At 63.9% G+C, this 19,358-nt stretch carries 19 protein-coding genes; 7 read left to right on the forward strand and 12 right to left on the reverse strand.

The features are described 5' to 3' along the window. Positions 1 to 68: 68 nt before the first annotated feature. From glnL to glnA, 3 genes are all read right to left on the reverse strand, one after another. On the reverse strand, positions 69 to 1,163 hold the full coding sequence (glnL, locus tag HUX88_RS05430; RefSeq protein ID WP_176361103.1) for a nitrogen regulation protein NR(II): 1,095 nt from the start codon (positions 1,161 to 1,163) through the stop codon (positions 69 to 71). Further along, positions 1,160 to 1,657, reverse strand: coding sequence for a DUF4124 domain-containing protein (locus HUX88_RS05435; RefSeq protein ID WP_229219221.1), 498 nt, complete (start codon positions 1,655 to 1,657; stop codon positions 1,160 to 1,162). Before HUX88_RS05435 ends, glnL begins: the two co-directional genes overlap by 4 nt. Before the next feature lie 125 nt (positions 1,658 to 1,782). Further along, positions 1,783 to 3,198, reverse strand: coding sequence for a type I glutamate--ammonia ligase (gene glnA, locus HUX88_RS05440; protein WP_117013179.1), 1,416 nt, complete (start codon positions 3,196 to 3,198; stop codon positions 1,783 to 1,785). A gap of 311 nt (positions 3,199 to 3,509) precedes the next feature. On the opposite strand from glnA, the gene HUX88_RS05445 reads away from it, so the two are divergent. Further along, a complete protein-coding gene (locus tag HUX88_RS05445) occupies positions 3,510 to 3,968 on the forward strand; it encodes a rhodanese-like domain-containing protein (protein ID WP_176361104.1) in 459 nt (152 codons plus the stop codon). 3 nt (positions 3,969 to 3,971) lie between these two features. Here HUX88_RS05445 and HUX88_RS05450 read toward each other — a convergent pair whose 3' ends face one another. From HUX88_RS05450 to HUX88_RS05480, 7 genes are all read right to left on the reverse strand, one after another. Further along, entirely contained in the window at positions 3,972 to 5,336 is a 1,365-nt protein-coding gene (locus tag HUX88_RS05450; protein WP_176361105.1) for a TAXI family TRAP transporter solute-binding subunit, read from the reverse strand. A gap of 153 nt (positions 5,337 to 5,489) precedes the next feature. Further along, positions 5,490 to 8,609: a transglycosylase domain-containing protein gene (locus HUX88_RS05455; RefSeq protein WP_176361360.1), complete on the reverse strand. Its 3,120-nt coding sequence runs from the start codon at positions 8,607 to 8,609 to the stop codon at positions 5,490 to 5,492. Between the two features lie 354 nt (positions 8,610 to 8,963). Next, positions 8,964 to 9,749 (reverse strand): molybdopterin-binding protein, encoded by a 786-nt coding sequence (locus HUX88_RS05460; protein ID WP_117013175.1) that lies wholly within the window; start codon positions 9,747 to 9,749, stop codon positions 8,964 to 8,966. A 15-nt stretch (positions 9,750 to 9,764) separates the two neighbouring features. Next, positions 9,765 to 10,580 (reverse strand): EI24 domain-containing protein, encoded by an 816-nt coding sequence (locus HUX88_RS05465; protein WP_117013174.1) that lies wholly within the window; start codon positions 10,578 to 10,580, stop codon positions 9,765 to 9,767. Next, positions 10,580 to 11,575, reverse strand: coding sequence for a sterol desaturase family protein (locus tag HUX88_RS05470; protein ID WP_176361106.1), 996 nt, complete (start codon positions 11,573 to 11,575; stop codon positions 10,580 to 10,582). Before HUX88_RS05470 ends, HUX88_RS05465 begins: the two co-directional genes overlap by 1 nt. Continuing rightward, positions 11,572 to 12,390, reverse strand: a complete 819-nt coding sequence (locus tag HUX88_RS05475) for a polysaccharide deacetylase family protein (RefSeq protein ID WP_229213157.1) — start codon at positions 12,388 to 12,390, stop codon at positions 11,572 to 11,574. Before HUX88_RS05475 ends, HUX88_RS05470 begins: the two co-directional genes overlap by 4 nt. A 260-nt stretch (positions 12,391 to 12,650) precedes the next feature. Then, positions 12,651 to 13,622: a cytochrome D1 domain-containing protein gene (locus HUX88_RS05480; protein WP_176361108.1), complete on the reverse strand. Its 972-nt coding sequence runs from the start codon at positions 13,620 to 13,622 to the stop codon at positions 12,651 to 12,653. Between the two features lie 140 nt (positions 13,623 to 13,762). Between HUX88_RS05480 and HUX88_RS05485 the strand changes: the two genes are divergently transcribed. Continuing rightward, positions 13,763 to 14,119 (forward strand): FKBP-type peptidyl-prolyl cis-trans isomerase, encoded by a 357-nt coding sequence (locus HUX88_RS05485; protein ID WP_117013170.1) that lies wholly within the window; start codon positions 13,763 to 13,765, stop codon positions 14,117 to 14,119. A 10-nt stretch (positions 14,120 to 14,129) separates the two neighbouring features. On the opposite strand, the gene HUX88_RS05490 is transcribed toward HUX88_RS05485, so the two are convergent. Beyond that, positions 14,130 to 14,888, reverse strand: coding sequence for a hypothetical protein (locus HUX88_RS05490; RefSeq protein ID WP_176361109.1), 759 nt, complete (start codon positions 14,886 to 14,888; stop codon positions 14,130 to 14,132). Positions 14,889 to 15,092: 204 nt separating this feature from the next. Between HUX88_RS05490 and HUX88_RS05495 the strand changes: the two genes are divergently transcribed. Together HUX88_RS05495 and HUX88_RS05500 are read left to right on the forward strand one after the other, a co-directional pair. Then, positions 15,093 to 15,380 (forward strand): HU family DNA-binding protein, encoded by a 288-nt coding sequence (locus HUX88_RS05495; RefSeq protein ID WP_008445676.1) that lies wholly within the window; start codon positions 15,093 to 15,095, stop codon positions 15,378 to 15,380. Positions 15,381 to 15,563: 183 nt separating this feature from the next. Then, positions 15,564 to 15,815: an acyl-CoA-binding protein gene (locus tag HUX88_RS05500; RefSeq protein ID WP_161092568.1), complete on the forward strand. Its 252-nt coding sequence runs from the start codon at positions 15,564 to 15,566 to the stop codon at positions 15,813 to 15,815. Between the two features lie 27 nt (positions 15,816 to 15,842). Here HUX88_RS05500 and HUX88_RS05505 read toward each other — a convergent pair whose 3' ends face one another. Next, a complete protein-coding gene (locus HUX88_RS05505; protein WP_117013167.1) occupies positions 15,843 to 16,124 on the reverse strand; it encodes a polyhydroxyalkanoic acid system family protein in 282 nt (93 codons plus the stop codon). A 263-nt stretch (positions 16,125 to 16,387) separates the two neighbouring features. Between HUX88_RS05505 and fdxA the strand changes: the two genes are divergently transcribed. From fdxA to HUX88_RS05520, 3 genes are all read left to right on the forward strand, one after another. Beyond that, the gene (gene fdxA / locus HUX88_RS05510; RefSeq protein WP_117013166.1) at positions 16,388 to 16,711 is read left to right on the forward strand and encodes a ferredoxin FdxA; all 324 of its coding nucleotides are present in this window, start codon (positions 16,388 to 16,390) and stop codon (positions 16,709 to 16,711) included. 111 nt (positions 16,712 to 16,822) lie between these two features. Continuing rightward, on the forward strand, positions 16,823 to 17,890 hold the full coding sequence (locus tag HUX88_RS05515) for an NAD(P)/FAD-dependent oxidoreductase (RefSeq protein WP_176361110.1): 1,068 nt from the start codon (positions 16,823 to 16,825) through the stop codon (positions 17,888 to 17,890). A 217-nt stretch (positions 17,891 to 18,107) separates the two neighbouring features. Next, the gene (locus tag HUX88_RS05520; RefSeq protein ID WP_117013164.1) at positions 18,108 to 19,343 is read left to right on the forward strand and encodes a polyhydroxyalkanoate depolymerase; all 1,236 of its coding nucleotides are present in this window, start codon (positions 18,108 to 18,110) and stop codon (positions 19,341 to 19,343) included. Positions 19,344 to 19,358 lie beyond the last annotated feature (15 nt).

Here is a 19,358-nt window from a genome sequence, read left to right on the forward strand (position 1 = left end):
TGTTGTATGTATCCCGCAATATGGATCGTCAATCAAGGGACTCGGCATCCGCCCCTGCTTGCCCTGGCTTATGGCAACGGCAGCAGGATACGGAAGTCCGTGTATCCAGGCCGGCTCTCGCACTCGATCACGCCCATGTGCTGCTGCACGAAGGTTTGCGCGAGGGTCAAGCCCAAGCCGCTGCCCCCTTCCCTGCCCGATACCAACGGGTAGAAAATCCGGTCGCGGATCTGGGGTGCGATACCCGGTCCATTGTCGATGATATGCAAGTCTAATGCCAGCCCGTAGCGGACCTTGGCCAGCGTGACCTGGCGGGCCACGCGCGTCTTGAAAACGATCTCCGCATCGCCCGCCTCGATGCGCGCCGCCAGCGCCTGGGCGGCGTTGTGCGCGATGTTGAGCACGGTCTGGATCAGCTGTTCCTTGTCGCCCCGGAACTCGGGGATGGAGGCGTCGTAGTCGCGCAGGATGGTCAGGCCGGACGGGAACTCGGCCAGCATCAGGCTGCGCACGCGCTCGAGCACTTCGTGGATGTTGACGTCGCCGACGATGTGCGGCCGGCGGTGCGGCGCCAGCAGGCGGTCGACCAAGGTCTGCAGCCGGTCCGCCTCCTTGATGATGACCTGGGTGTACTCGCGCAGCTGGCCCGCGTGCAGCGCCGGCAGCTCCATCTCCAGCAGCTGCGCCGCGCCGCGGATGCCGCCCAGCGGGTTCTTGATCTCGTGCGCCAGGTTGCGGATCAGCTCCTTGTTGACCTGGCTCTGGTCGAGGATGCGCTCCTCGCGGTCCAGCTTGAGGTGCTGCAGGTGCTCGCGCAGTTCGATCAGCACGTGGCCGGCCGGGTCGTCCAGCGCCGAGACGATGCTGTGCACATGCAGCGGATCGCGGCCGGCGCGCTCCAGGGTCAGGTCCTGGCGCAGGTCGGAGAACTTGTGCTCGCGCGCCTGCGTGCAGATGTTGTCGAGCTCGGTGGGATTGAGGAACTGCGCGCTCAGCGTCTGGCGCGACAGGGCCTTGAGCGAGCTCTCCAGCAGATTCTCGGCGGCCGCGTTGGCGTAGACGAAGCGGCCCTCGGGATCCAGCAGCACCACGGCCGAAGCCAGCAGCTCCAGGCCCGCCAGGGCCGCCGGCCGGTACTTGCCGGCGTTATGTAGACTCGTCATCGGATGTTCGCGATCTCACGTTTCAATGCTTCGATATTTTTTTCCGAGCGGCTGATGCTGTCGCGCATGCCGGCCACCCGGTCCAGGTATTTGGCGTAGTTGCGCTCATCGCCGCGCCGTTCCGGCTCGCCGTTGTTGAACTCCTTGCGCAGCTCGGCCAGCTTTTGCGTCTCGCTCTTCAGCTCGTCCTCCAGGATGCCGCGGCGGTCGGCGTCGCGCGCGCGCTGCTCGGCGCTGTCGACGCGGGGAAAATCGCCCGGCGTGCCGACCGGCGCCGGCACGTTGCCGCGCGCGGGCGCGGCCTGGCGGCGCGGCGGCGCCGGGATCACGGCGCCCGGCAAATCCATGGACTTGCAATGGCTGCCGCGGTTGACGTCGGTGTACTCGATGCTGCCGCTGGGCGAGACGCATTTGTAGATCTGCGCCTGGGCCGCGCCGCAGCCCAGCAGCGCCAGCGACGCCATCGACACACATCGTTTGAAGCTAGTTGTCATTCGAAATCCGTGGGTGAAACTATCCATCCCGAATATACAACATCCAAAGAAAAACGCGGGGAAAGCTCGGCTCGCCCCGCGTTTTTTGCTGCGCTACAGGCACCGGCGTGGCCGATGCGTTGCTATTACAGCGAGTAGTACATGTCGAACTCGGCAGGGTGGGTCGTCATGCGCATGCGCTGGACGTCCTGCATTTTCAGTTCGATGTAGGCGTCGATCATGGAATCGCTGAACACGCCGCCACGGGTCAGGAACTCGCGGTCTTTGTTCAGTGCGTCCAGTGCCTCTTCCAGCGACGAGCACACGGTTGGGATCAGCGCGTCTTCTTCCGGCGGCAGGTGGTACAGATCTTTCGATGCTGCCTCGCCCGGATGGATCTTGTTGGCGATACCGTCCAGGCCGGCCATCAGCAGCGCGGCGAAGCACAGGTACACGTTGGCCAGTGGATCCGGGAAGCGGGTTTCGATACGGCGGCCTTTTGGATTGGCCACGTGTGGAATACGGATCGAGGCCGAACGGTTACGGGCCGAGTACGCCAGCTTGACCGGTGCTTCGAAGCCTGGAACCAGACGCTTGTACGAGTTGGTGCCTGGGTTGGTGATCGCGTTCAGCGCCTTGGCGTGCTTGATGATGCCGCCGATGTAGAACAGCGCGGTTTCCGACAGGCCTGCATAGCCGTCGCCGGCGAACAGGTTGACGCCGTCTTTCCAGATCGACTGGTGCACGTGCATGCCGGAACCGTTGTCGCCAACGATAGGCTTAGGCATGAAGGTGGCGGTCTTGCCGTAGCTGTGGGCCACGTTCCAGACCACGTATTTCAGGTTCTGGGTCCAGTCGGCGCGCTCGACCAGGGTCGAGAACTTGGTGCCGATTTCGTTCTGGCCGGCGCCGGCCACTTCGTGGTGGTGCACTTCGACCGGGATGCCCAGCGATTCGAGGATCAGGCACATTTCCGAACGCATGTCCTGGAAGCTGTCGACCGGTGGCACTGGGAAGTAGCCGCCCTTGACGGTCGGACGATGGCCGCTGTTGCCGCCTTCGATTTCCTTGTCGGTCGACCACGAGGCTTCGTCGGAATCGATCTTGACGAAGCAGCCGGACATGTCGATCTTCCAGCGCACGCTGTCGAAGATGAAGAACTCTGGTTCTGGGCCGAAGTAGGCGGTGTCGCCCATGCCGGACGATTTCAGGTAGGCTTCAGCGCGCTTGGCGATGGAGCGTGGATCGCGGTCGTAACCCTTGCCGTCCGACGGTTCGATCACGTCGCACTGCATGAACAGGGTGGTCTCTTCCATGAACGGGTCGATGTTCGCGGTGTTTGGATCTGGCAGCAGAATCATGTCCGAAGCTTCGATGCCTTTCCAGCCGGCGATCGAGGAACCGTCGAAGGCGTGGCCCGATTCGAACTTGTCGATGTCGAAGTGCGACACAGGCACGGTGACGTGCTGTTCTTTACCACGGGTGTCGGCGAAACGGAAATCAACGAATTTGACTTCGTTTTCCTGGACCATTTTCAGAACTTCTGCGGCTGTCATTGCCATGCGTATCTCCTAAAGGAATGTGGGGCTCGTGCGCCATTGGTAAGCAGTATCCGTGCCAGCCCAAAGTTCCGGGGCTTGTGTCGATAGCGTCTTTGAACTCGCCGCCAAATGAATCTAAAATTCACGGGGGAGCCCAAGTGATGCTATTTGAGGCAGCTCAATACCGCACCAACCCGGTGCATATTCGAGATTTTGCACCGCATTTGTGCATTTCGAGGAATTTTCCAAAAATTGCACGGCTTTGGTGCGCCTGCGTGTGGTGCGTGCGCAGGAGGCCTATAATAAACTCAAACTTATTCCTGGAACATGACATGAGCAAAATAGACGAGATTCTTGCGCTGGCGCGCAGCCGCAGCAAAGACTGGCCCTATGCCGGCGCCGTGACGCCGCAGGAAGCGTATGAGCTGGTCAGCGCGGACAACGCGGTCAAGCTGGTCGATGTACGCACCCATGCGGAGCGCGACTGGGTCGGCCGGGTGGCGATACCGGAGGCCCAACATGGTGCGGTGCAGTGGAACCTGTATCCGGGCGGGATCGCCAACCATGAATTCATCGAGCAGTTGAATTCGGTGGCGCGCAAGGACCAGGTGATCCTGTTCCTGTGCCGTTCAGGCGTGCGCTCGCGCAGCGCCGCCAAGCTGGCAACCGAGCACGGCTACCAGCACTGCTACGACATCCTCGAAGGCTTCGAGGGCGAGAAGGACGAGCGCGGCCACCGCAAGAACATCAACGGCTGGTGCAAGGCCGACCTGCCCTGGATCGGCGCCTAGGTTCTACACCGCCGCGGCCTCGTCCGGTGCGGGCGCCGACTCGCCCATCAGGAACTGGATGCGCTTGCGCACGAACTGGATGTGGCTGCGCAAGCCGTACAAGCCGTCCGCGAACGATAGCGGGATCGACACCTGGTTGACCAGGTCCTCGATCTCGTTCAGGCGCACCAGCTGGCGCTCATAGACCTGCATGCGGATATCCTCCGGCGCCTCCTCCACCGCCTGCTCCACCGCGCGCAGCTGGCCGTACCAGCGGTACACGCGCGAACGGATGCGCCACACATACAGCGGCGGCACCACCTTGGACAGCGGCAGTATCAGCGCGCCCAGCGCCACCACCACCACCCACATGCGGTCGAGGAAATTGGCCAGCCAGAACGTCATGTAGCGCTGCAGCAGCGGCGGGCCGCTCTTGTAGTACTTGGCCGCCTCGGCGTCGACCGGGATCTCGGTGTACTTGGCCGACGGGAACTGGCCCTGCTGCGAGAACCATCCCGCGCCGCCGTGGATGCTGGCGGCCGCCTGCACGAACAGGTCCACCAGCGCCGGATGCAGGTCGTCGCGCGCCACCAGCGTGGCGGTCGGGGCGATCAGGTTGTAGTCCTCGGCCGGGATGTCGCGGCCCAGGTCGACGATCCCCTGCGGCAGCACCACATGCGTCAGGAACGGCAGCTTGCGCGCGTAAGCTTCCGCCTGGTTGAAATTGAACAGCTTGATGCCGGGGGTTTGCAGCAGCATCTGGATCAGCGGCGCTTCCGGCGCCGAGGTGAACACCAGGCCGTCGATGCGGCCCTCCAGCAGCTCCACGGTGGCCGGCGTGTTGGCCAGCGAGAAGCGCTCCACCTCGCCCTTCTCGACACCGTTCAGTTCCAGCACCTGACGGAACAGGCGCGGCGCGCCGGCGCCCTTGGGACCGTAGTTGATCTTCATGCCCCGCAGCTGGGTCAGCTGGGTGATGGGCGGCTTGCCCTTGGTCTCGCGCAGGAACAGCCACAGCGGCTCGACAAACAGGCTGCCCAGCGAAGTCAGTCCCTCGCGCTCGGCCGCCTCCTCGTTGGTGGAGCCGCTCTGCACGAAGGCGATATCGACCTCGCCGGCCTTGAGGCGCTTGAGGTTTTCGCCCGAGCCGGCGGACGGCACCAGCGTCACCTTGACGCCATGCTTGGCCAGCGCGGCCGCGTACTTCTTGCCGAATTCCGAGTAGGCGCTGTTTTCCTGGCCGGTGGCCAGGCGCACCGTGCGCGGCGGCTGCGGATCTACCAGCCAGTAGGCCAGCGCACAGACGGCGGCGATCAGGGCGATGGAAGGAGCGGCGGCGACGAACAAGTCCCGCAACGAAAACTGCGTGAACTTGAGGATTTTGGACATGTGGTGGCGTATCGGCTTCATGGGCTGATACATTGCCCACAAATCAACGTGGGGTCAAGTCTGACATTCGGACACGAGCTCAGCCGTAACGTCCGTTAGGGCTGAGCTCGTGTCCGAATGTCAGACTTGACCCCAATGTTTTGCCACCAATATTTAGCCGCCGCAGGCTTGCAGGGGCGGCGTTGTGGAGGCGGTGGCGTTGCCGCCGGTTTTAACGATCGCCGGCGGCACAGCCCCCGGCTTGGCGATTGGATGCGGTTCGATCAGCGGCATCAGGCTGGGCGCCAGCACCACCAGCAGCTGCACCGGCAGCGCGCTGGTGAAGTCGTAGTGCTTCGAGTCCGGCCCGTGCACGTAGGCCGTCATCGAGCCGAAGAAGCGCTCGCCGATGTTGAACACGAACGTCGCCGAGCGGTTCACGTAGCGCGATTCGATCAACCGTCCGCCGCCGCCGTACACGTCGAAGCGCTGGTCGCCGGTGCCGGTCTTGCCGCCGACCGGTATCACCTTGCCGTCCGAGCCGACGAAGGCCATGCGCGCCCGCTTGGCGGTGCCGTCCGACACCACGCCGCGTATCGCATCGGCCACCACGCGCGCCACTTCCGGCGAGATGACCTGTTCGTTGGTGGTGGCAGTGGCCTTGCTCACGATGGTCTCGTATGGCGTGCCTGCGGCGAAATGCAGCGAGCTGATGCGTTGGCTGCTCTTGCGCACGCCGCCGTTGACGATGATCCCCATCAGCTCCGCCAGCGCGGCCGGACGGTCGGCCGACGCGCCCAGCGTGGTCGCATACGACGGCACCAGCGATTCGAACGGATAGCCCATCTTCTTCCACTGCTTGTGGATCTCCATGAAGCCTTCCACCTCGATCAGCCCGGCGATGCGCTTGTCCTGCGCGTGCTTGTGATGGGTCTTGAACAGCCACTGGTAGACCTCCTGCCGCTCCTTCTCGCTGGCGGCCGTCATCTGCGACAGCGTCGCGCCAGGATGCAGGCGCATGTACGCCGCCATCCACAGCTCCAGCGGGTGCACGCTGGCCAGGTAGCCACGGTCGGCCAGCGACCATTTGTCGATCGCGTACTGGTCGTACAGCTTGGCCACGCGGTCTTCCGGCACTTCGTTCTGCGACGGCAGGTTGTCCTTCAGGAAGGCGGCGAACTGCTGCTGGCTGGCCAGCGGATACACGGTGCGGTGGATCACCGCCAGCCGCACCGGCGTGCTGCGGATGTTCGCCAGCAGGATCTTGTCCAGCTCGGACTCCGGCTTGCCCTTGTACTTCAGGTAGAAGCGCGCCAGGAATTCCTTGCCTTCCTTGTCGGCGAAACGCGCCAGGTATTGCGCGCGGCGCGGGTCGTCCGAATCGGCCAGCAGCGACGCCGACGAACCCGGCGTCTGGAACATGTAGTACTTGGCCACGTCGCGCATCAGGCGCACGAACACCAGGTTGGTGGAGTGGCGCAGCGCCTCGGTCACCGTCAGGATCTTGCCGTTGTCTTCCTTCGAGAAGTTGCCGAAGTGGTGCAGGCCGCCGCCGGTGAAGAAGCCCTCGCCCGGATTGCCGGAATACTTGCGCTCCATGGCCGCGTTCAGCATCGGCGTCAACTCGCGCCCGCCTTTATCCAGCGGCAGTGCCTTGAAATACTCCAGCGCCCATTGCGACAATTTATCCTGCGGATCGACCGTCACCTTGCCCAGCGCGGCCGCGTCCATGCCGCCGAACTTCTTGTGCAGCTGGTCGACGATGTCGAGGTAGGTCACCAGCGTGCGCAGCTTGGCGGTCGAGCCCAGGTCCAGCTTGGCGCCTTCGTTGATGTCCAGCGGCTGGTCGAAGTTGTCGGTCTGCAGGCGCAGCAGGTTGTTCTGCTCGCCCTTCTCCAGCAAGGTGAAGCTGTACACCACGTTGGCCGGATCGCCGTTGCCCAGCATGCCCTTGCCGGTCAGGCCGGCGGCCTTGGCCTTCTCGGGATCGCGCAGGTCGCGCAGCACCTGCGTGACGGCGGTCTGCGCCTGCGCGTCCAGCGTGCTGACCACGCTCAGGTCGAGGCGGTCCAGGTTGTACATGCGGTTGTCGCCCAGCAGGTTGGCCAGGTGGTTGCGGATCGCGTTCGACGCCTTGCGCGACACGAAGGTCATGGCCGGCGCCGACTCCACGCCACTGCCGGTGGCCGGATGCAGCTTCTGCTGCAAGGCCAGGTCGCGCATGGCCGGCGTGATGATGCCGTCCTGCGCCAGGATGCGCAGGTGGCTGTTGGCCAGCACCTCCAGGTCGGCAGCGCCGTTGCCCAGGTAGTAGCTGGGGCGGCGCTGCGCGATCATCAGGCTCAACGCTTCCTTGTAGGTCAGCGCGGTTTCCGCGTCGGGATTGTCGAGCTTGCCGCCGAGCAGACGGTTGAAGTCGGCGAAGCTGCGGCCGTACCATACCCACATGCCGTCGCCGATGCCGTTCACCTCGCCGTAGCCGGGCTTGGCCGACAGCGGCACCGTGTTCAGGTAGTCGATCACGATGCGGCGCCGCGCCTTGGTGGTGTCCGGCCCGTCTTGGTAGGAGCGCAGGCTGGCCGAGACCATCTGCTGCAGCTTGTCCTTCATCGAACCGGTGCGGCCCTCCGGCGAGTGGCGGTACTTTTCGATCTGCGTGGCCAGCGTGCTGCCGCCCGCCGCGCGATGGCCGCCGGCGACCGAGCTGACGCTCTTCTCGATCACGGCCTTGCCCAGCCGGTCCCATTCGACGGCAGGATTACGGGTCGGATATTTGGTGTCGAGCAGCTCGCGGTTTTCGATGAACAGCAGGCTGTTGACCAGCGCCGACGGCGCCTGCTCGAACTTGTTGTAGACCCGCTCGGGATAGCTGGCCGCGAACAGCTGCTGCGCGCGGCAGTCGTAGATCGTCAGGCCGGTCTTGGTCTTCTCGCGGTAGGTGGCGAACACGCCCATGTCGGCCAGCTCGGCCATCTTGGGCGAGATGCGCGCCTGCGCGCTGACCTGGTAGTCGCGCGCGCGCAGCTTGCCCAGGTAGTCCGGCAGGCCGGCGTAGCCGAGCCGCTCGTCGTACGGGCTGTCTTTCGGGAAGCGGATCGATTTGCTCGCGCCCGGTTCCATCTTGTACGTCATCTTGCCGACCAGGTCGGTGAAGATGCGCGCCTGCATGCTGGAGGTGCGGGTTTCCTGGATGCCCCAGTACACCGCGAACGACAAGCCGACCAGCAGCACCAGCAGGAAGGCGTTGCGCGAGCGCTTGCTCTTCGGCGGTGCGGTGGGCGGCGGCGCGTCCATCTGGGCCTGGGCCAGATGCGCTTCGGTCTGCTCGGGAGTGGGGGCTGGCACGACACGCAAGTGCCGTGGACGGCGATAGCCAAACGCTGCGGCGCCTGCGCGCAATTTGCGCACTGCGCGGACAACAAGACGGGGCCGGCGGAAACGACGATTGCTTAACATATGATTCAAACCGGTCAGCTGTTTCAGTAAAACTTACTCGGACTTGCTAGCTTCCATTGCACCACATCGGCGGCGCATCCACCGGCGCGGAGGCAGAATAATTTCACTGCGCCGTTTGTTTTTCGCAAAAAAACAACGGCGCTCTCTCCGAGGAAAGAGCGCCGTCCGGACCCATCCGATAGCAGTGTGATACTAAGTGTTGCTGAACTCTACATTAAGCTTCTTCAGCTCCGCGCACAAATGCAGAAACGCTGTGGCCGTCTGGGCCGCTTCGCCTTTGACACCCAGCTCGATATGCCGGCGCGTGTTGGCGTCGCCCACGCTCGGCAGGCTGAACACCTTCACGCGCGGGAACTGCGCCTCGATCGCCACCATCAGCGGCGTCAGCGCCGATTCGGCCGCCTCGTACACCAGCACCGACTGCTCCAGGCGCGGCTCGCGGTTGAACAGGTCGGCGTAGTGGTTGTCCAGCACCCACTCGATCATCGGCCAGGCCATCACCGGGAAGCCCGGCACGAAGTAATGCTTGTGCAGCGCGAAGCCGGCAATGTTGTTGTATGGATTAGGGATCAGCGCCGCGCCCTGCGCGAACTCGGCCATCTTCAGGCGGTGCAGGTTTTCTTCCGAGTTCAGGTCGACCTGCTGGCCGGCGTCCTTGCCCATTTGCAGGATGCGCTGCTGGATGTTGATCTTGCCCTGCTCGTGCATCACCAGCGGCAGGCCCAGCGCGTTGGCCGCGGCCAGGCGCGTGTGGTCGTCCGGCGTGGCGCCGATGCCGCCGCAGCAGAACACGATGTCGTCGCTGGCGAAGGTGCGCTTGAGCGTGGCCGTGATGCGCTCGGGATCGTCGGCCAGGATCTCGGCCCAGTTCAGCTGCAGGCCGCGCGCCGCCAGCATCTGCACGACCTTGGGGAAATGCTGGTCGACGCGCCTGCCGGACAGGATTTCGTCGCCGATGATGATGAGACCGATCGCCATGCTTGCCTGCTTTCTTTAAGGGGTGGACACCAGCGCCTCGGCGCGCAAGCGCGCCAGCGCATCGAGACAATAATACGCAAACCACAAGCCGGTGAAAATAAACACCAGCACATACAGCCAGATCGACGCCGCCGCCAGGAAGGGGAAGAACGCCACCGACAGCACCGTGCCGCCCAGCCAGATCGCGCCGGGCAAGGCGCCGGCCAGGCCGGAGATCACGCCGATCGCCAGCAGGCGCCAGCGGTGCGCGGCCAGGATATGGCGGCGTTCGTCGGCCGAGGCGTAGTCGGCCAGCGCATCGTAGACCATCACGCGGCAGGTCAGCCAGCCCCACAGCAGCGCCTGCACCACCATCGCCAGCGGCGGGAAGAAGTACAGCGGCAGCGTGACGATCCACAGGCCGATGAAGATCGCCATGCCGCCCAGCGCGGTGACGGCGCTGCCGACCAGACTGCCGCCCTTGCGCTGCTCCAGCTGCGGATAGTGGCGCAGGCCGACGTGGCGGCCGATCAGCGGCATGGCGATCACGCCGATGAAGATCAGCGCGGTCAGGATCATCAGCGGCAGGAACAGCAGCATGGCGATCAGCGGCGGCATCACGGTCTTCAGGAAGGCCAGGCCCAGCGAGGTGAGCAGGTTGCCGGCCGGCGCGAACAGGTTGTGCTCGGCGAACTGCGCGTGCACATAATCGATCAGCGGCTGCAGCCAGAAGTACAAGGCCACGGCCCACACGCCGACCGCCAGCAGGAAGGGCGCCAGGCTCATCGCCAGCATCTTGCCGTGCCATTGCGACAGGAAGGCGCGGCCCCAGGAACGGATCACATTGGTCATCAGACGACATCCTTGCGTGCGTATTCAACCATGCGCTTCAGGCCCAGCCATTGCTGCGACCAGAAGCCCTTGCCGTACTCGCGTCCCGGCGTGACCACGCCCTGGGCGTCGGTCTGCGGCAGCTGGTCGCGGATGCCGGTGGCGACAAAGGCCGGCGTGAAATTGGCGGTGCGGAAGATGATGTCCCAGATCGGCAGCAGCACGGCGAAATTGCAGCCGCCCAGCGTGCCCTTGCCGTGCGATTCGTGGCCGACGCCGATGGCGTGGTGCATGCGGTGGTAGCGCGGCGACACCAGCAGCCATTCGCCGACACGGCCGAAGTGGATACGCACGTTGGCATGCTGCAGGCTCTGCAGGATGCGCGAGACCGACACCAGCATCACGTACTGCGATGGCTCGACGCCGATGCACAGCGCGATCACGCCCATGTAGACGTCGCGCAGCAGGTCGTCGAGCAGGTGGTTGCGGTTGTCGCTCCACAGGTTCATGTTCTGCTGGCTGTGGTGCAGGCCGTGCAAGCCCCACCACCAGTTGAACTGGTGCGAGGCGCGGTGGTACCAGTAGTCGAAGAAATCCAGCACGACGAAGTACACCAGGAAGGCGCCCAGCGGACCGATGCCCGGCCACAGCGATTCCAGGTTGAACGGATGGAAGCTCTCGAAGCGCAGCATGGCGGCCAGGCTGTCCATCAGCGGATCGAGCGTGAAGAAGATCAGCACCGAGAACAGGCCGACGCGGTGCAGCACGGTGTAGATGAAGTCGTTCCAGCGCGCGCGCGGATCGGTGATCTTGTGGACCGGGATCATCGCCTCCAGCGGGCGCAGCACCAGGAACAGCAGGATCAGCTCCAGCACGCCGATCAGCAGCCATTCGGTGCCTTCGAACGCCTCCTCGACGAACTCGCCGAAGCCGAGCTGGAACACCAGCGGCTGGATCACCGTCTCGAACAACCAGCCTTGGGCGGCGCCCAGCCAGTCGGAAAATAATTGCATCATGGGTGTTTCGAACTCGGCTTGAACTGTGAAAGATAGTCGGGATGCTCGCGCAGCGTGGCGAAGCAATAACCTTTTTGCTCCAGGCCGCTGATCAGCGGCTCCAGGTTGGCCGGCGCCCACGCATCCTTGCGCGACCAGATGCCCATGTGGGCGACGAAGATGTCGCCATCCCGCAGATCGCGCAGGGACTTCTGCAACAATACCGCATTCGGGTAGGCCGTGCTGGAGAGCTCGTCGCCGGAGAAGCCGGCCGGCGCCCAGCCCACGTGGGCGTAGCCGCAGGCCTGCGCCGCCGCCAGCGAGCGCGGCGAGGTGCGGCCGGCCGGCGCGCGCCAGATCGGGTCGAGGTGCTTGCCGGTCAGTTCGACGAAGCGCTGGTCGACGCGTTTGATTTCCTCGCAATACTGCGCCGGCGTCAACGTCTGCACCTTGCCGGCGTGCGCGCCGAAGCCGGGCTTGACCTGCAGGGTGCCATCGGCGCCGTCCTTGACCAGCACGTCGTGGTCGAAGGTGTGGGAGCCGATCGCATGGCCCTCGGCCACGCGGGCCTTCCAGTAGGCCGACCAGGCCGGGTCCAGCGAGTAATCGCCGTTGATGGTTTTTTCGTTGGCCAGGAAGAAGGTGGCCTTGATCTGGTGGCGCTTGAGCGTGTCGGCGATCAGTTCGGCCTGCGACTGGCTGCCGGTGTCGAAGGTCAGGTAGATGGTGCCTTTGCAGGCGCTGTGACGCAGCAGCGCCGCCTGCGGCTTGGCGCCGGCGGCCGGTGCGGCCGTCACAGCCGCGGGCGCCGCCGCGGTGGCCTGCGCCGCGTGCATCGCGGATGCTGCCCGGGTGGCCGCTGTTGCAGGCTCTGTTGCTGCCGCGCCCATCGCGGCGGCAATGCCGGCGGCCTTGGCCTCGGCCGCGCGCCGCGCCGGGCCGTTGAGGCTGCGCGCATGGGCGTTGGCCGCGCGGGCGGCGTCGTTGAGGTCGCGCGCGTCGCTGTTGGCCGCGCTGGCCGTTTTGGCGTTATCTGCGGCCTGCGACGCCGGCGCGGCCGCCAGCGCCAGCATGGTCAGGGCGGCGGCGGCCTTCATTACATGCGCTGGGCGGAGTTGAAGAAGAACACGCCGTGCGGCGAGCGTCCCACCGGTATCAGCTTGGTGACCTTGCGGGTAGCCAGGTCGATCACGGCCACTTTCTTGATCCAGCGCAGCGTGACCCACATGGTCTTGCCGTCGGCGGTCACTTCCATGCAGTCCGGGCCGCCGGGCACATTGATCTGGCCGACGTTTTCCAGCGTCTTCTGGTCGATGATGTTGATCGAGTTCGACACCCGGTTCGACACGTACACATTGCGGCCATCGCCGGCCGAGCGGAAGTTGTGCGCGCCCTGCCCGGTCTTGATGCGCTTGACGGTCTTCTGGGTTTTCCAGTCGATCACCTCGACGTAGTCGCTGCCCATGATGCCGACCAGCAGATACTTGTCGTCCGGCGTCATGGCGATACCGGCCGGCAGCTTACCGACCGACATGGTCCACTTCAGCGTCTGCGTGGTCAGGTCGATGGCGCTGACCTGGTCGCTGCCCTGCTGGGTGATGAACACCATGTTGCTGGCGGCGTTGAAGGCCATGTGGCTGGGCAGCTTGGCCAGCGGGATGCGCTTGGCCAGCGTAAGGTTGGCGCCGTCGTACTTGTACAGGTCGACGCGGTCCAGGCGCAGCGAGTTCGACACGAACCACTTCTGGTCCGGCGAGAAGCCGATCTGGTACGGGTCGAGGATGTCCTTGATGGTGCGCTGGATCTGCCCGCTCTTCGGATCGAGGAAGATCAGTTCATTGCCCACCGAGCTGGCGACGATCAGGGACTTGTTGTCCGGGGTCGCCATCAGGTGGTGGGGTTCCTTGCCGACCGGGAAGGTGGACAGGTCTTTGTAGGTTTCCTGGTCCAGCAGCTGCACGGTGGCGTCGCGCGAGTTGAGCACAACCACCACGTTCGCCTGCGCGCTGCCGATGGCAGAGGCGGCGCAGACACAGGAAAGCACGATACGGCGGAAACTACGGAACATGTAAAAATCGCTTGAAAGACCAAAACGTTTATTTTACGTGCAAACTGCGCCGGGACGAGACAAATGCCGCAATTATTCCTTGCTGCGGACGCCCTGCTACAATTCGCGATTGTCATTAACGTCCACATAGAAGGAAAATCATGTCCACCATCACCACCGACTCCGGCCTGCAATACATCGAACTGACCGTGGGCGAAGGCGACGTCGCCAAAGCCGGCCAGAACGTCACCGTGCACTACACCGGCTGGCTGCGCAACGACGACGGCACCAAGGGCCCGAAATTCGACTCCAGCAAGGACCGCAACGATCCATTCGAATTCGCGCTGGGCGCGGGCATGGTCATCCGCGGCTGGGACGAAGGCGTGCAAGGCATGAAGATCGGCGGCGTGCGCCAGCTGATCATCCCGGCCGACCTGGGCTACGGCTCGCGCGGCGCCGGCGGCGTGATCCCGCCGAACGCCACCTTGATTTTTGATGTGGAACTGCTCGGCGTTTAATGACGCTCCGCTAACGCTGCCAGTTGCGGCGTAAAGCCTCCAACTCCGCTCGCGTGTCGAGCATGCCGCCGACGATGCGCTGGTCGATCGCCTCCAGCAGCGCCGTCGGCATCTCGCTACCGGCCATCCGGTAGCTGGCTGGCGCCGGCAGCGGCCGCGCGTTCTGCACCAGCACCGGTATCCGCCACTCATCGCTGCCACGGCAGGCGATCCCCACCAGATCCTGATTCAGTCCCACCAGCGTGAAGCTGCGGCAGTAGCCGCCCTCGTTCGACAGAAAACTCAGCCCGACCCGCACATCGCCCTCGGACGGCGCGGCGCCGCCCATCTGCTGGGTCAAGGCGCGGTCCAGCCGGCCCTGCGCGATCAGCATGCCGTTGCGGCTGAACACGGTGGTGGGCGCGGCGGCCGGTTCGCCGAACCAGCCCGGCTGCCAGCGCGCCAATCCGAACCGGCCTGCAGCCAACCCCAGCACCATGACCAGCCCCAGCGCGCCCCACTCCAGCCAGCCCCACTGGCGCTTGGCGGCCTTGCGCGCGGCCAGCTGCTGCGCCGCGCGTTGCGCGCGCACGGCGGCCAGCTGCACCACATTGGCGTGGCGCGGATGCGGCGCCTGGTCCGCGTAGCGCTCGTCGCGCGCGGCGCGCCGGCGCGCCACGCGGCGGCCGATGCTGCCGTCGCGGCGCATGGCGGATTCGACGGCGCGGCGGGTGGCGTCGTCCAGATCGCCGTCGGCATAAGCAATCAGTGTCTCGTCTGAAAAGGTCATGATTCCCGTCCTGGATCGCCCCATCATAAACCTTTTTGCAGCGCGATGCGGCGCCGCGCGCATCGCGTAGAGCCAGTAAACACGGGGGTTTTATTGCACTGCAGCGTGGCACGGCAGCTACTGCAAGGGTTACTTCGTACAGAAACCATTACATTTGACAATATTTATGCTAATCTGCGCGCTCTAATAACCAAGGAGGTAGTAATGAAAAAAGGCGAATTGATTGCAGAATTTGCGAAACGCACTGAAGTGTCCGCTGCTGCCGCCAACGGTGCAGTGAATACTCTGATCGCCATCATCACCGAGCGTCTGAAAAAAGGCGACACGGTAGGCATCACCGGCTTCGGCACCTTCTCCGTAGCGAAGCGCGCAGCCCGCAAAGGCCGCAATCCTGCAACCGGCGAAGCGATCAAGATCGCCGCGTCGAAAACCCCAAAATTCTCGGCTGGCGCGACCCTGAAGTCGGCAGTCAACCCGACGAAGAAGAAGTAAGCGCAGGCCGGCACGCGGCGTTCGCGCCGCGGTGCCAGTGCCCGCGAGGGCATCGGAAACGGCGGTACAAGCCAGGTCTTCGGACCGGCTTGTCCGCCGTTCTGTTTTTGAGGAGACCCTCTAGCGGTTTTCGCGGCGGCTGCGGGTATGATGGCGCGTACCCCACCCTACCGAGGAGAAGTGATGAGTTTAGAAGAGCAATTCGCGCAAGCCCAGCTGGATTCCAAGAACCTGCCCGAGCGCCCGGACAACATGACGCTGCTGAAGATCTACGCGCTGTTCAAGCAGGGTTCGGCGGGCGACGCCACCGGCGAGCGTCCCGGCATGACCGACTTCGTCGGCCGCGCCAAGTTCGACGCCTGGGCCGCCCTGAAAGGCACCTCGCTGGACGAGGCCAAGCAGCAGTACATCGACCTGATCGAAGGTCTGAAATAAGCAAAACCCGGCCGGAGCCGGGTTTTTTCATGCGGCGGAAAACACCCGGCGCATCTTGTCGGCCACCTTGGCCTCGATCTGCGACGAGAACGCGCTGAACAGGAAGCCCAGCGCGATATGCAGCCTGGCCTGGTCCGGCAGCAGGCTCAGCGAACCGCTGACGCCGCTGCGCTCGAAGCGCAACACATCGCCGTCCCAGGCGCATTCCAGTTCGAATTGTTCGGCCAGCTTGTCGGCCACTTGTTGGGCGGCCGCGCGGGCCTGCTCAGGCGCCAGGTGGTGCGCCTGGACGATGTTGATGTCAGCCATCCGGCATCCTCGGTCAATTAAGAAGGCGACATGATGCCAGTTGCGCCGCAGCCGCGCCAGCACCGGCCGAAACTTGTTCGACATCAAATTGCCATCCATCTCCGCCCGCCCATGCTCCCCGAACGCATTTGCTTATAGGTATTGTATATAAGCGCAGTTTGTGAGAAATAGCGAATTACCTTAAAATACAGTGCTTTGCCGAGGTTAGCCGGGCCATCCCACCGCCGCCGACGCCGCTGCACACCAACATTGATAGGACTGTTATGACCCACGTTGTCACCGAATCTTGCATCAGCTGCCGTTACACGGACTGCGTCGATGTTTGCCCGGTAGATTGTTTCCGCCAAGGCCCGAACTTCCTCGCCATCGATCCCGACGAGTGCATCGACTGCGCCGTGTGCGTGGCCGAATGCCCGGTCAACGCGATTTTCGCCGAGGAAGACGTGCCGGGCGACCAGCAGCAATTCATCAAGATCAACGTCGACCTGGCCCGCAACTGGCCGTCGATCACCAAGACCATCCCGCCCCTGCCGGAAGCGGAGCAGTTCAAGGACGTCAAGGAAAAGCTGCACCTGCTGGTACGCTAAGACCCCGCGTCTGGCCAGGCAGCCCAGGGCAGCGCCTTCCGCGGACGCTGGCGACAGCCGCCGCGCAGCCCAGTGTTGCCTAACCATTATTGAAATAACAGGAAACCACGTATGAATAGCACTGTCACTCCTCCTGGCGTCATCGAAGCCGATGCCGTCATCATCGGCGCCGGCCCGGTCGGCCTGTTCCAGGTCTTCGAACTCGGCCTGCTGGAAATCAAAGCCCACGTGATCGATTCGCTGGGCGCGGTGGGCGGACAGTGCGTGGAACTGTATCCCGACAAGCCGATCTACGACATCCCCGCCGTGCCCTCGTGCACCGGCCAGGAACTGACCGACAACCTGCTCAAGCAGATCGAGCCGTTCGAGCCGACCTTCCACCTGGGCCAGGAAGTGACCAAGGTCGCGCGCCGCGACGACGGCCGTTTCGACGTCGAGACCAGCACCGGCACCCAGTTCATCACCAAAACCATCTTCATCGCGGCCGGCGTCGGCTCGTTCCAGGCGCGCACGCTGAAGGTGGACGGCATCGAGGTGTTCGAAGGCACGCAGCTGCACTACAAGGTCAAGGACCCGGCCATCTTCGAAGGCAAGAACCTGGTCATCTGCGGCGGCGGCGACTCCGCGCTGGACTGGGCGCTGAACTTCGTCGGCAAGGCCGAATCGGTCGTCTTGCTGCACCGCCGCGAAGACTTCCGCGCCGCGCCGGCCTCGGTCGCCAAGATGAAAGCCTTGTGCGATGAATACGAGATGCAGCTGATCATCGGCCAAGCCACCGGCTACGAAGCCGGCGACGACGGCAAGCTGTCGCAGCTGAAAGTGACCGGCGCCGACGGCGTCACCCGCCGCGTGCCGTTGGACATGCTGCTGGTGTTCTTCGGCCTGTCGCCGAAGCTGGGCCCGATCGCCGAATGGGGCCTGGACATCGAGCGCCGCCAGCTGAAGGTGCAAAACACCGAGAAATTCGAGACCAACGTGCCGGGCATCTTCGCCGTGGGCGACATCAACACCTATCCGGGCAAGAAAAAGCTGATCCTGTCGGGCTTCCACGAAGCCGCGCTGGCCGCCTTCGGCGCCGCGCCGTACATCTTCCCGGACAAGAAGATCCACATGCAATACACCACCACTTCGCCGAAGCTGCACAAGGTGCTGGGCGTGGAAACGCCGGTCTTCGACTAAGCACTACTAGCGGTTGTCCTACACGAAAGCAGCGGAAACGCTGCTTTTTTTTTGATCCTGCTCTATTATTATTTGACCACGCCATCATTGTGGATACTACGTAGGCTTGCCCGGCAGTATTTTGGAATGCTTTACGTCACGAACAAAAATTCTATAATTTGGCTTATGATGTATGGTATTGGTGCATCGCACCAAGCTCTTGATCCCAGGAATACATATGCTCTACCACCTGCACGAAATGCAACGCTCGTTCCTGACGCCTCTGATGCAATGGGCCGACGCGTCCTCCAAGATGTTCACCAATCCCGTCTCGCCGCTGGCGCACACGCCGTTTTCGCAACGCATCGCCGCCGGTTACGAGTTGATGTACCGGCTGGGCAAGGATTACGAGAAGCCGGCGTTTGAAATCGACAACACCGAAGTCAAGGGCGAAACCATCGGCATCATCGAGCAGGTGGTGCTGCACAAGGCTTTCTGCCGCCTGATCCACTTCAAGAAGGACCTGGACGACAAGAAAACCAAGGCCCTGAAACAGCCGACCGTGCTGCTGGTGGCGCCGCTGTCGGGCCACCATTCGACGCTGCTGCGCGACACCGTGCGCGGCCTGTTGCACGATCACGACGTCTACATCACCGATTGGACTGACGCCCGGATGGTACCGCTATCTGAAGGCGCGTTCCACCTGGACGACTACATCTACTACGTGCAGGACTTCATCCGCATGCTGGGCCCGGACGTGCACGTGATCTCCGTCTGCCAGCCGACCGTGCCGGTGCTGGCCGCGATTTCGCTGATGGCCACCGCCAAGGATCCGAAGCTGCCGAAGACCATGACCATGATGGGCGGCCCGATCGACCCGCGCCGCTCGCCGACGCAGGTCAACAACCTGGCCACCGAAAAGAAATTCTCGTGGTTTGAAAACACCGTGATCTACTCGGTGCCGCCCAACTATCCGGGCTTCGGCCGCAAGGTGTACCCTGGCTTCCTGCAGCACGCCGGCTTCATCGCCATGAACCCGGGCCGCCACGCGCAGAGCCACCGCGAGTTCTACATGCACCTGGTCGAGGGCGACGACGAGCCGGCCGACAGCCACCGCAAGTTCTACGACGAGTACAACGCCGTGCTGGACATGCCGGCCGAATACTACCTGGACACCATCAAGACCGTGTTCCAGGACTTCGCGCTGCCCAAGGGCACGTGGATGGTGGGCGGCAAGCCGGTGCGTCCGCAGGACATCACCACGGTGGCGCTGTTCACCGTCGAGGGCGAGCTGGACGACATCTCCGGCGCCGGCCAGACCCAGGCCGCGCACGACCTGTGCAGCGGCATCCCGGCCGACATGCAGCAGGACTTCGTGGCGCCGCAGGCCGGCCACTACGGCATCTTCTCCGGCCGCCGCTGGCGCGAAGTGGTGTGCCCGAAGATCACCGAGTTCATCAAAAAACACGGCTAAGTCCGGCTCGCGGCC

This window comes from Duganella sp. BJB1802, from assembly GCF_013369445.1.
GTDB classification, from domain to species: domain Bacteria; phylum Pseudomonadota; class Gammaproteobacteria; order Burkholderiales; family Burkholderiaceae_D; genus Rugamonas; species Rugamonas vulcania_A.